Annotated in this window: 15 protein-coding genes and 1 tRNA gene; 9 read left to right on the top strand and 7 right to left on the bottom strand. The window is 38.5% G+C overall.

The window, feature by feature from the left end:
* Nucleotides 1-61: 61 nt before the first annotated feature.
* Nucleotides 62-517 carry a GNAT family N-acetyltransferase gene (locus tag HT720_RS03660; protein WP_173274742.1) on the top strand — a complete coding sequence of 152 codons (456 nt, stop codon included), beginning with the start codon at nt 62-64 and terminating at the stop codon, nt 515-517.
* A 37-nt stretch (nt 518-554) separates the two neighbouring features.
* Here HT720_RS03660 and HT720_RS03655 read toward each other — a convergent pair whose 3' ends face one another.
* From HT720_RS03655 to HT720_RS03625, 7 genes are all read right to left on the bottom strand, one after another.
* Nucleotides 555-1,298 (bottom strand): hypothetical protein, encoded by a 744-nt coding sequence (locus tag HT720_RS03655; RefSeq protein WP_173274741.1) that lies wholly within the window; start codon nt 1,296-1,298, stop codon nt 555-557.
* Between the two features lie 123 nt (nt 1,299-1,421).
* Nucleotides 1,422-2,300 carry an SDR family NAD(P)-dependent oxidoreductase gene (locus tag HT720_RS03650; RefSeq protein ID WP_173274740.1) on the bottom strand — a complete coding sequence of 293 codons (879 nt, stop codon included), beginning with the start codon at nt 2,298-2,300 and terminating at the stop codon, nt 1,422-1,424.
* A 1-nt stretch (nt 2,301) separates the two neighbouring features.
* Entirely contained in the window at nt 2,302-3,138 is an 837-nt protein-coding gene (locus HT720_RS03645) for an alpha/beta hydrolase (protein WP_173274739.1), read from the bottom strand.
* A gap of 13 nt (nt 3,139-3,151) precedes the next feature.
* Complete coding sequence (locus HT720_RS03640) at nt 3,152-4,156, bottom strand: NADP-dependent oxidoreductase (RefSeq protein WP_173274738.1); 1,005 nt, start codon at nt 4,154-4,156, stop codon at nt 3,152-3,154.
* A gap of 84 nt (nt 4,157-4,240) precedes the next feature.
* Nucleotides 4,241-4,672: an Rrf2 family transcriptional regulator gene (locus tag HT720_RS03635; protein WP_173274737.1), complete on the bottom strand. Its 432-nt coding sequence runs from the start codon at nt 4,670-4,672 to the stop codon at nt 4,241-4,243.
* Between the two features lie 232 nt (nt 4,673-4,904).
* Nucleotides 4,905-4,977: transfer RNA gene (locus HT720_RS03630), tRNA-Lys, on the bottom strand.
* 264 nt (nt 4,978-5,241) lie between these two features.
* Nucleotides 5,242-6,513 carry a replication-associated recombination protein A gene (locus HT720_RS03625; protein ID WP_173274736.1) on the bottom strand — a complete coding sequence of 424 codons (1,272 nt, stop codon included), beginning with the start codon at nt 6,511-6,513 and terminating at the stop codon, nt 5,242-5,244.
* Between the two features lie 307 nt (nt 6,514-6,820).
* On the opposite strand from HT720_RS03625, the gene HT720_RS03620 reads away from it, so the two are divergent.
* From HT720_RS03620 to HT720_RS03585, 8 genes are all read left to right on the top strand, one after another.
* Nucleotides 6,821-7,045, top strand: coding sequence for a hypothetical protein (locus HT720_RS03620; RefSeq protein WP_225904797.1), 225 nt, complete (start codon nt 6,821-6,823; stop codon nt 7,043-7,045).
* On the top strand, nt 7,035-7,283 hold the full coding sequence (locus HT720_RS03615) for a hypothetical protein (RefSeq protein WP_173274591.1): 249 nt from the start codon (nt 7,035-7,037) through the stop codon (nt 7,281-7,283). Before HT720_RS03620 ends, HT720_RS03615 begins: the two co-directional genes overlap by 11 nt.
* A gap of 136 nt (nt 7,284-7,419) precedes the next feature.
* Nucleotides 7,420-7,599, top strand: a complete 180-nt coding sequence (locus HT720_RS03610; protein WP_001132279.1) for a type II toxin-antitoxin system HicA family toxin — start codon at nt 7,420-7,422, stop codon at nt 7,597-7,599.
* Between the two features lie 36 nt (nt 7,600-7,635).
* Nucleotides 7,636-8,088 carry a type II toxin-antitoxin system HicB family antitoxin gene (locus tag HT720_RS03605; protein ID WP_173219580.1) on the top strand — a complete coding sequence of 151 codons (453 nt, stop codon included), beginning with the start codon at nt 7,636-7,638 and terminating at the stop codon, nt 8,086-8,088.
* Between the two features lie 292 nt (nt 8,089-8,380).
* Entirely contained in the window at nt 8,381-8,851 is a 471-nt protein-coding gene (locus HT720_RS03600) for a DUF3013 family protein (protein ID WP_173274735.1), read from the top strand.
* An 18-nt stretch (nt 8,852-8,869) separates the two neighbouring features.
* Nucleotides 8,870-9,937, top strand: a complete 1,068-nt coding sequence (locus HT720_RS03595) for a M50 family metallopeptidase (protein WP_173274734.1) — start codon at nt 8,870-8,872, stop codon at nt 9,935-9,937.
* A 1-nt stretch (nt 9,938) separates the two neighbouring features.
* Complete coding sequence (locus HT720_RS03590; RefSeq protein WP_173274733.1) at nt 9,939-10,367, top strand: NUDIX hydrolase; 429 nt, start codon at nt 9,939-9,941, stop codon at nt 10,365-10,367.
* A complete protein-coding gene (locus HT720_RS03585) occupies nt 10,364-10,837 on the top strand; it encodes a GNAT family N-acetyltransferase (protein WP_173274732.1) in 474 nt (157 codons plus the stop codon). Before HT720_RS03590 ends, HT720_RS03585 begins: the two co-directional genes overlap by 4 nt.
* Nucleotides 10,838-10,930: the final 93 nt, after the last annotated feature.

Below are 10,930 nucleotides of genomic sequence, written 5' to 3'. Positions count from 1 at the left end.
ATTCGTAAAAAATGGGAGAAGTAGTATAATGGAGAAAAATAGATAAGATAGTGAGGTCAAGATGACAATTCGTTTTGAAGAAAAGGTGAATACAGAAAACGCTCAGCTCGTATGCCAATGGTCCAACTCCCTTGGCAAATCCTTTCAAGAGCAATGGATGGGAACAATGATTCCTTTTCCCTTGACAATTCAAGCTTTGCAAGATTTGGAAGGAATCTTTTCTATCTTTGATGGACAAGAGTTTGTCGGTCTTATCCAGAAAATTAGGCTAGAAGACAGCAATCTTCATATTGGAAGATTTTTTATCAACCCCCAGAAACAGGGGCAAGGCTTAGGTAGGCAGGCTTTAAGGAAATTTGTTAGTTTGACCTTTGAAAATGGAGATATAGATAGTATTTCTCTAAATGTCTTCGAGGCAAATCAAAGAGCTCAAAATCTTTACCAAAAAGAAGGATTTGAAATCGTTCAAATGGTTGAAGCACCTGTACGAAAATACATCATGAAAAAGGGGAGATAGGAGCAAAAAAGCCATTTTGTCTAGTCTAATTGTTTAGTTATTTTTTTCGATGATTCATATCTAAATCTTTTAATAGTTTCCCAGTTAAGTGAAGAGTTTTATCCTGTTTACAGTTTGTTATAATATCAAAAAGTTCCTTTGATATTTCTTTAAAAATTTTGGATTCATCGGTTTGAAGTCTAGGAGATGTTTCTTTGGCTACATAGTAAGCCCGATTGTTTTCAACAGTTATTAAACTCAGAATTTTATTAGCAATATTCTCATCGAAATAGTATGGTTTGAAAGAATCTCCTTTTTCTTTCATAGGTAAAAACGACTCGGTTTCATCACCTATACAAGTATAAAGTTTCTTTTTATTATGTTCAGTCAAATTACCATCATAGCAATCTGGCAAGTGGTAATTCTTTATTTTGAGATTAAAGATTTCAGGAAGTATTTCTTTGTTTCTTTGCCCTTTTTCAGGCCACTCGTATAGTTTTTTAGCTTTTATAATTGTGTCAATTTCCAAGATTTCCTTATTATTTTCATCCTTAGCTTTAGATACAAATACAAAATAAACTTCCTCTTTTTCCTCTTTGGTTTCAATCCACTCTCTGACATCTTTACTTAGAGAAACATTTGTATGACAAAATGTATAAAGAAAATTATCATTCCAAATGAAGGGATCTTCATTGTGTTTCCCAGATTTAAATTCATCAAAACTAATTTCATATTCCTTATTTTCGATAGATAGAGTTTTCTTTTCTCGTTTAGGGTGCCCAATGATGATAATATGTTTCATATTTCCAACTCCTTTATTGGCAATAAATTAGATTTTAAGATGTTTCATTTTCATTGTGGGAAGATTTACTTCGTTTTCTCCTGAAATTGAGTTCCTGTCCAGTCTTTCTATTGTATTAAATTTTTAATCAAACTCAACATGTTTCTGTTTGAACAACTTAATTTTATCATTACAGTAATTGATTAAATCTTGAGCTTTTTCAAGTGTATATCCTTTTTCAGATACAGATTTTACTTTCTTCTCATCAAAATAGTAGCCAGTCAAACAAGTGACTTCTTCTGATAAGGTGAGGTAGTAGCCTGTTTTAATTTCCTCGTCTAAATTCTTAGAGAGTGACTTCATCAAGCGTCCGAAGAGAGACTTTTTCGTCTTTTCAACACTGGAATCATTCCCCAAATTGGTTGAAATCAAGCCAGGATGGTAAGAATTGACGGTGATGCTTGAACCACTTAAAAAGAACTCTCTGGCTAGATAGCGTGTCATCCAAATAGTGTAAAGTTTGGAATTATTGTAGGCCAATCCGGGATTATAGTTATTCTCAAATCCAAAGTCTAAATCCTTGACCTTGGCAAAATGATGCATATAGGAAGAAGTATTAATGACACGGCCGTCAGGAACTTTTTCTAACAAGGGACTTAGCTCAGTTGTTAAAATATAGGGAACCAGAACAGATAACATAAAGGTCAATTCGACATTTTTAGCACTCGCTTTTCGTTTTTTTCCAGCATATAGGCCTGCATTGTTAAACAAGACATCAATACTTTGAAAGTCTCGCTTGATTTCCTCTACAAATCGATAAACATCGTCTAATTTGGAAAAATCTGCAAGGTAGCTAGAAACTCTGCCTCTCAAGGAAACGGTCCGAACCTCTTGAAGCGCTAGTTCAAGTTTTTGAGGATTTCGACAATGGAGGATGACATGATGCCCTTCACTGGCCAATTTCTTTGCTAAATGTTTACCGATACCGTCAGTAGCACCTGTAATCAGAATCGTTTTGACCATATTAGTCCTCCAAGAAAGCCAGTAGTTCTTTTGAAAATTCGTCTGCATATTGGAAGATTGAACCGTGACCAGCATTTGGATAGATGATCAGCTTACTATTTTCGATTTTTGCATGCATATCGTAAGAATTTTCCGTTGGAACCTGCATATCCTTGTCCCCGTTGACGATTAAGGTTGGTTGGATGATAAATTTTAGGTCGTCTTGCGAATCTTTCCCCCAACGTTTAATAGCTTTGAGTTGAGTTAGGAATCCTGATAGGTTCATGTCTTTATCCGCAAATTCCTTTGTTCTCATCCCCATTCGTCCTAGGACTTTCAAAGCTTCAATCTTTCCTTGTTCATCATGATTATAGAAGATATAGCGTTTAGGATCGATGCGCTCGAGTCCCGCTTTAAACATATAGTTAAAGGTTTTCCCTGTTACCTTATCGACCTCTTTTCCACCTCGAGGTCCTGTTCCAGCCAAGATTAAACGATTGACTAGAGTAGGATTTATTCGGATGATTTCTTGGGCAATCATACCTCCCATAGAAAGGCCAAGAAGATTGATTTTATCGTAACCAAGCGCTTTTACAAAGTCAGTTGTCTGCTCAGCCATTCCAGGAATCGTCGAAGCAACTTTTCCTTGACTGGCTCCAACACCAGGAAGATCGACTACAATGACATGGTGTTTTTCAGCAATCAGGTCTAAGAGTTTAGGATCCCAGTTATCTAGAGTTGCTGCCAAATGGACTAGCATCAGAAGAGGCAGTTTTGATTTGCCTTTACTGAGTTCGCGATAGGCAATTTGGTTTCCTTGGACAGTGATGTATTGATTTTTTGTTGTAATATATGACATTGTGTTTTCCTTTTTATTTCTTAAAGCTGAGAACTGTTTTTCCACGTGAGCGACCATTAGCTACCTTTTCTAAGGCGCTATTTACCTCTTCAAATGGATAAACTCTATCGATAGAGGGTTTGACTTCTAATTTACTAAAAAGGTCAGCTACCTCTTGTAATTGAGTGCCATTGCTTTCTACAAAGATAAAATGGTAGTGGACGCCATATTTTTCTGCCATTTTATCAAATTTGTGACCTGCTAGTCCAAGTAAAATTTGTTTCCATTTTGGTAGATTCATACGTTTGGCAAAGGTACCGTTTGGCATGGCACGAAGTGAAACAAGCTGTCCACTTTTTTTCATGATAGACATTTGTTTTTCAGTTTCAGCTCCACCGAGAGTATCGAGGACATAATCCACCTGGCTAACAGTTTTTGTATAATCCTCTGTTTTGTAATCGATAAATCTATCTGCTCTTAGTTTCAAGACACGCTCAGCACTATCTCCAGCTCCATTTGTGATGACTTTCAATCCTTTGGCTTTGGCAATTGGAATGGCCATTCCACCGACACCTCCAGTACCACCAGAAATAAAGATCGTTTTCCCAGCTTGAGAGCCCATGAGGTCAAGAGCCTGCATGATAGTCAATGCAGTAAGCGGAACAGCAGCAGCTTCCTCGTCTGATAGATAGTCTGGAACCTTGGCTAAGGCTTGGCTATCGACAGCTAGGTATTCTGCAAAGGCGCCGATATGATCAAGTGGCAGACGGCCAAAGATACGGTCTCCTACCTGAAAGTTGTCAACTTGCTTGCCAATGCTTTCAACGATTCCAACCACTTCGTTACCTGCAGTTTGAGGAAGTTTGTAAGGAACAATCATCTTGACCTCACCACGAGAAATCATGTTATCGAGAGGATTAACACCAGCTGCGGTGACTTTCACCAAGACTTGTTTGTCTGTAATACTTGGTTTAGCGATTTCTGTGATGTTCAGTGTGATATTGTTTTTGTTATAAGTAGTGTGTTGTGCGGCTTTCATTGTCTTCTCTTTTCTTTTTATTTTATATACCTGTATCTAATACAGGTACATTCTGTTTCCAGTAAAAACTGACTTGCTATCAAATCAGTTTCGAACTTGTTTAGCTTGTTTATATAGATTGTCAATGACATCTTCTAAAGTTTGATTTGTTAATTCCTTCTCTAATTGAGATTCGGCACTAGCGAAAAGCGGTGAAACTGCTCCTTGGATATGTTTTCCAACGGGACAATCGGGATTACTATTTTGATGAACAGGAAATAAACTAATGTGATTGATTTCTTGAGTAGCATAGTAGATCTCTAGTAATGTCATTTTTTTTGGAGACTTACTGAGTTGATAGCCTGTTTTTCCTTGATGGGAATGAATCAAATCTGCATTTTTCAATAAGGCAATCACCTTTCGAATGTAACTAGCGTTAGTCCCAACACTAATAGCTAGTGCTTGAGAACTTAATGTATCCTTGCTTTCACTAATCATTGTTAAGATATGCAAAGCAACTGAGAATTTTATATCCATCTGAACTCCTCTTTTGACAAACTTGCATCAGGTACAAGAACAAGTATAGCATAAATTAAAAGAAAAGCAAGACTTTTGTATTAAATTTTTTAAAATTTTAAGTGCAATCAGATTAGAGCTGTCTGGAAAGGGTGTTTACAAAATTATATCTTTACTATCCATTGGTTGACCAAAAGTAGAACAGATATGCAAAAAAAGCCTTGAAATTAAGGCTTTTTCCTGTTGATTTAGATGCCCCCTACAGGGATCGAACCTGTGACCCACGGATTAAGAGTCCGCTGCTCTGCCAGCTGAGCTAAGGAGGCAAAGAAAAAAGCTGTATTGGTGCCGAAACTTCACGGTTTGTATTGAACCCGCGCAATTAAGCAGGTGGGCAACTCGCTCTAACTGAAGCTGTTTCCGTGTGAGACGGCCTACATGCTGTTAGAAGACTTTTGTTTCCCTAATAATACAAAAAATAGTCGGTCAACACTTAAGTGTGAAGTCGTACACCACAGCGTTTCTATGTTTATATGATACCACTTTTTCAAAAAAAATCAAGAGGAAAGTGCAATTTTTTGAAAAGGATTTCAGATTTTTCGTAAACGGTCGATAGCTTCCTTTCTTTGAGCCAAGGCCCGTTCATATTTACCAGTATCTTCTGCTTGGAAATAGTGATGATTGCGGATTTTTTCTGGCAGATAGTCTTGTTTAATCCAATTTCCAGGATAGTTGTGTGGATAGAGATAGTCTTGGGCATTCCCCAGTTCCTTGCTTCCGCTGTAGTGCCCATCACGCAAGTGTCGCGGAATAGGCAAGTGCCCTGATGTTTTGAGGTCAGCAAGTGCCTTATCCATAGCCACATAGGCTGAGTTGGATTTTGGAGAAAGGGCCAAATCAATCACGACATTGGCAATGAGAATGCGGGCTTCTGGGAATCCAATCCTTTGTGCAGCATCCAGAGCAGTCACGGTGTGAATCTGGGCTTCAGGATTGGCTAAGCCGATATCTTCATAGGCGATAACAGTCAAACGACGAGCGAGACTTGGCAAATCACCAGCCTCAATCAAGCGGGCAGCATAGTGAAGACTGGCATCAACATCTGAGCCACGGATAGACTTTTGCAGGGCTGAGAGAACATCATAGTGGCCATCTCCATCCTTATCCATAGTGATGTAGCTTCTCTGAAGACTATTTTCCATGATGTCTAGAGTGATATGGCGAATGCCCTTGTCATTCTCAGGGGTAGAAAGAACAGCCAAGTCCAGTGAGTTAAAGGCAGAACGCAGGTCTCCGTTTGTAGAGGTGGCAATGAAGTCCAGCGCATCCTCATCTAGTTCTACCGGGAAATCAAAACCACGCTCAGGACTACTTAGAGCTATCTGAAGAGCCTCTTTGACGTCTTGGTTAGACAGAGGTTCCAACTCAAAAATTTGAACACGGCTACGAATGGCAGGAGTGACAGAAAAGAAAGGATTTTCAGTCGTAGCCCCAATCATGATGACCAGACCACTTTCCAAGAGAGGCAAGAGGAAGTCTTGCTTGGTTTTATCTAGTCTATGAATCTCGTCTAGCAATAGGACGAGACCCCCAGAAAATTTAGCCTCTTCCGCGATTTCTTGCAGTCGTTTTTTACTGTCAACTGTCGCATTGAAGGTACGAAAGGCATACTTAGTAGTCCCAGCGATGGCAGAAGCAATACTGGTCTTGCCGATTCCAGGAGGTCCGTAGAGAATCATGGAAGACAGGCGGTTGGCTTCTACCATGCGGCGGATGATTTTTCCTTGTCCGACCAGATGTTCCTGACCGATGACCTGGTCGATGGTTTTAGGGCGCATGCGAAGCGCGAGATTGTCTGGCATAGCAGTCCTTTCTAACGTGGATTTTAGTGTCATATTTTTTGAGCAGTATAACTCACCAAATGTATCTTACTATGTCCATTCTAGCCTATTAGTTGTGATATTTCAATGTTTTTGTAATATTCAGGATGTGAGATAGAATCTTTTTGACTATTTAATTTAATGAGGAGAGGTATCAGCATGAGAGATTTGATTTTCCTTAAAACTCAAAATATGATAGTTGAGTCTAAAGAAGTGGAATTGCTGACTTGAGAAATAATATTGCTAAATGTTATTGCATGAACTATAATGAAAAGAGAGGTGATAAGCAATGGAAAGAATGGAATTACCAAGTCAGGAAATTTTGATTTTTACAAAACAAATTCGTCATTGGATTCTTAGTGATCAAGTTATCTCAGGAAAAAGACAATTTTTCTTCCGTGAAGATACTCCAAAAGAGATTTTAGATTTGTACGAAAACATTAAACCTAAACTTGATTTTGCTTACCAAGAAGTTCATTTTAATCATAATGGGTCGAAAAAATATGAAAAGTAGAATAATTGATGTTTTTAAAGTAGTAAATCGTCTCCTTGTAATAACTGTTGAAAATCCTGATTTGAAAGACTTGAGAGTTAATCAGTTTGTAAAAATTGGAGATAAAAAGTATAGGGTACGCAGTGTTCCTATGATTCATTCAACTCCGCCTCAGTCTGTCTTAAATCGAGATACTTTAACAATTGACTATACAGATGATGAATTGCTTGATAAAGAAGCAGTATTTACTACTCATTAGAAAAATAGGTATGGATAAATTGGCTTCCCTTAGAACCACATCTAGGGGCTTTTATGTATAAGAGAATAATACGTATCCCTTCTTTACAATACGTGTAGCACGTGCTATAATAGTGTTGTCAGGAGGTAAAAGCGCTATGCCTATGACACAAAAAGAGATGGTCAAACTCCTTACGGCCCATGGTTGGATAAAAACCAAAGGTGGTAAAGGCTCCCATATTAAAATGGAGAAGCAAGGGGAAAGACCTATCACAATCCCTCATGGTGAGCTAAATAAGTACACTGAAAGAGGGATAAGAAAGCAAGCTGGGTTGTAAAATTCAGCCCCTGCTTTTTGATATGGAGGTAGTGAGATGTTAGTTACGTATCCAGCTTTATTTTATTATGACGATACAGACGGAGCAAAAGCGACTTATTTTGTCCATTTCCCGGATTTTGAATACTCAGCTACACAAGGAGAGGGGATTTCTGAGGCTTTGGCTATGGGTTCGGAGTGGTTAGGCATAACTGTTGCAGATTTGATAGAGAGTGATGGAGATTTGCCCCAGCCGTCAGATATCAATAGCTTGTCTTTAATTGATAACGATCCATTTAAAGATGATGAAGATTTCGTGTCAACCTATAACCTTGATAAATCTTTTATTTCTATGGTGTCTGTTGATGTATCAGAATACCTAGGAAGTCAGGAACCAATTAAAAAGACCTTGACCATACCAAGATGGGCAGATAAGTTGGGACGAGAAATGGGACTTAACTTTTCTCAGACTTTGACAGACGCTATTGCAGATAAGAAAATACAAGCATAAGATTAAGTGTGGTATCGTGGGAATGGTCAATAAAAAAGCACATCTAATTGTGCTAGTTACTTGTCCATTGATTTTATAGATTTCTTAGCCCTTTCGAGGGCTTTTTTGTGTTGAGTTTTTAGAAAAAATAAGGAAATCAACCGTTTAAGAAAATCACTGATACCAAGGGTTTAAATGAGGTAATATGGTATAATTAGGACATAAAATAATTTTGTGGTAATATGGTAGTATCTATTTTAGCATATTTCCGAGCAATCGGGGCGATTTAAGAGTCGCATAGAAAGAGGACAAAATGGCAACATATGGATTTTTAGATATTTTAGAGGAAGAGTTGGAGAAGAACTTTCCCTTTGACTTTGAGATTAGTTGGGACAAACGCAACCACGCGGTTGAAGTGAGCTTTTTATTGGAAGCGCAAAACGCTACAGGTGTGGAGATGGTGGATGAGGACGGAGAGGTTTCATCAGATGACATTCTCTTTGAGGAAGCAGTGCTTTTTTACAATCCTGCCAAATCAACAATCAATGCAGAAGACTATTTGACTGTCATCCCTTACTTGCCTAAAAAAGGATTTTCTCGCGAATTTTTAGCTTATTTTGCGCTATTCCTTAAAGATACTGCCGAGGTTGGGCTGGATGCCCTTATGGACTTTTTGGAAGACCCAGAAGCAGAAGAATTCGTCATGGAATGGAACCAAGAAGTCTTTGAAGAAGGAAAAGTAGGCTTGGAAGAAGGAGAATTTTATCCTTATCCAAGATACTAGGAGTTGGTTGGAGATTTTATGAAGAAAATTGGGATTTATTTGGTTTATGTGCTAGCTATTGTCTTTATTATGCTAGCTTTTGCTTGTGGAACCATCGCATTTGCAGAGTTGGGCTATTCCGCAGTTTTAGTTTTTACTTTTGGTTATGCCTTCGCTCTTCTAAGCATGTACTTAATCTTTATTCTTCATGAGCTGGGACATGCTTTTTGTGGCTACTTGACAGGCTATCGTCTGGTGGCTTTTGGATTAGGGAACTTTCTTTTAACCCAAAAGTCAGGCAGGTTTCATCTTAGTAGAACAGCCATTCTGAAAAATGTTGGTGCTCAATACATTGGTTTAAAAGAGGATGAAAGTGATCAAAGAATCATCCTGATGCTTTCAGGAGGCTTGATAGTTCATCTTAGCTTGATTTTATTGGCGATATTGTATGGATTTTTGACAAGAAGCTGGTATTTTGCAGGGACTTGGATTTTTCTTAATTTGTCTTTCTTCCTAAATAACATTTTGCCAGTCGGCATCACCGATGGCGCAAAAATTTGGGAATTGCTACAACACCATGAAAATACGAAATACGCCTACCTGATGTTGAGGCATTCTGCCCAGACCTTGCTAGCTCCTCAAGAATATGATTTAAAAGACTTTATCATGTCTGTTGATGAGGATGTGAGAGGGAGTTTTGCAGAAAGTGTTCAGACTCTTCAGGGATTGGTATTCATATTGGATAATAATATAGAGCTTGCAAAGCAACAGTTTCAGTCTGTGCTAGAGAAAACAGATAATCCAATGTCTAAAACTATTTCTCAATTATACCTTCTTCAAATTGTTCTGATAGAAGGAGATAATAAGGAAGCGGAAGAATATGCAAGTATTCGAGGGGTCAAATCCTTTTTATCTCTAAAAACAGCAGATATGCAGGTCATTCAAGCTTGGTATCAATTTAAGGTAAAGAAAGATGTGGTTCAAACTCACAAGGCAATGACGATTGCTAGACATAAAATGAATAGTAGCCGGATGTTACGGGATGAGAAAAAATATTATGAAAACTGGTTAGCCGAGCTGGAAAAGGAATTAACCGAAGGAGTCTAATATGGAAATAGAGATTTCTGATTTCACAGGCTGTAAGATTGCTTTGTTTTGTGGGGATAAGCTCTTGACTATCTTACGAGATGATAAGGCAAACATTCCCTGGCCCAATATGTGGGAACTGCCAGGTGGTGGACGTGAAGGTGATGAAAGCCCTTTTGAGTGCGTGGCGCGTGAAGTTTTTGAGGAACTGGGAATTCATCTGACTGAGGATTGTCTGCTTTGGAGTAAGGTTTATCCAAGTATGCTCTATGAAGGTCGGCACTCTGTCTTTATGGTTGGTCAGCTAAGTCAAGAACAGTTTGACAATATCACCTTTGGAGATGAGGGACAGGGCTATCAGCTCATGAATGTCGAGGAATTTCTTAGCTCCAGTCAAGTTGTACCTCAGTTGCAGGATAGAGTGAGAGATTATATGGAGGAAAGTTTATGATAAGACTTGAACGAGCAGGAGCAGAGGATTTGGAGACCATCATTGCGATTCAAAGAGCTAGCTTTAAGGCTGTTTATAACAAATACCAAGATGAATACGATCCTTATCTGGAGGACAGTGAACGAATTAAGTGGAAACTAGTCGAGCGTCCCAATAGCTATTACTACTTTGTGAAAGAAAACGAAGATAAAATCGGATTTCTTCGAATTCAGACCAATGACGAGTTAACGAATGCTTGGTTGGGAACAGTGGCAATTTTACCTCTGTATCAAGGAAAAGGTTATGGCTCTGAGGGATTGCGCTTGCTAGAAGAGGAATTTCCAACCGTTAGACAGTGGGATTTGTGTACGGTATTACAGGATGAAGGTATGGTTGCTTTCTATGAGAAGAACGGCTACCATCAAACCCATATTGAATCTGAAAAAGAAGGCATGGATATGGTATACATGAAAAAATGCATAGAGAAATAGAAAGGATGGTTCAGTTACATTTCTAAACTGAACTCGCCCTAAACACGGTGCCAAAAAGATAAACTTCTCTTAGACACAAGCGTCTTCAGAGAA

The organism is Streptococcus sp. 68 (genome assembly GCF_013277415.1).
GTDB lineage: Bacteria > Bacillota > Bacilli > Lactobacillales > Streptococcaceae > Streptococcus.
This window is presented reverse-complemented; position numbering and strand designations above follow the sequence as displayed.

Excerpts from the sequence above, each read along its gene's own strand:
- HT720_RS03595 (WP_173274734.1), top strand. The coding sequence starts at position 8,870 with ATGAAGAAAATTGGGATTTATTTGGTTTATGTGCTAGCTATTGTCTTT.
- HT720_RS03625 (WP_173274736.1), bottom strand. The coding sequence starts at position 6,513 with ATGCCAGACAATCTCGCGCTTCGCATGCGCCCTAAAACCATCGACCAG.
- HT720_RS03610 (WP_001132279.1), top strand. The coding sequence starts at position 7,420 with ATGCCTATGACACAAAAAGAGATGGTCAAACTCCTTACGGCCCATGGT.
- HT720_RS03645 (WP_173274739.1), bottom strand. The coding sequence starts at position 3,138 with ATGTCATATATTACAACAAAAAATCAATACATCACTGTCCAAGGAAAC.
- HT720_RS03650 (WP_173274740.1), bottom strand. The coding sequence starts at position 2,300 with ATGGTCAAAACGATTCTGATTACAGGTGCTACTGACGGTATCGGTAAA.
- HT720_RS03585 (WP_173274732.1), top strand. The coding sequence starts at position 10,364 with ATGATAAGACTTGAACGAGCAGGAGCAGAGGATTTGGAGACCATCATT.
- HT720_RS03615 (WP_173274591.1), top strand. The coding sequence starts at position 7,035 with ATGAAAAGTAGAATAATTGATGTTTTTAAAGTAGTAAATCGTCTCCTT.
- HT720_RS03660 (WP_173274742.1), top strand. The coding sequence starts at position 62 with ATGACAATTCGTTTTGAAGAAAAGGTGAATACAGAAAACGCTCAGCTC.
- HT720_RS03590 (WP_173274733.1), top strand. The coding sequence starts at position 9,939 with ATGGAAATAGAGATTTCTGATTTCACAGGCTGTAAGATTGCTTTGTTT.
- HT720_RS03655 (WP_173274741.1), bottom strand. The coding sequence starts at position 1,298 with ATGAAACATATTATCATCATTGGGCACCCTAAACGAGAAAAGAAAACT.
- HT720_RS03640 (WP_173274738.1), bottom strand. The coding sequence starts at position 4,156 with ATGAAAGCCGCACAACACACTACTTATAACAAAAACAATATCACACTG.
- HT720_RS03620 (WP_225904797.1), top strand. The coding sequence starts at position 6,821 with ATGGAAAGAATGGAATTACCAAGTCAGGAAATTTTGATTTTTACAAAA.
- HT720_RS03605 (WP_173219580.1), top strand. The coding sequence starts at position 7,636 with ATGTTAGTTACGTATCCAGCTTTATTTTATTATGACGATACAGACGGA.
- HT720_RS03600 (WP_173274735.1), top strand. The coding sequence starts at position 8,381 with ATGGCAACATATGGATTTTTAGATATTTTAGAGGAAGAGTTGGAGAAG.
- HT720_RS03635 (WP_173274737.1), bottom strand. The coding sequence starts at position 4,672 with ATGGATATAAAATTCTCAGTTGCTTTGCATATCTTAACAATGATTAGT.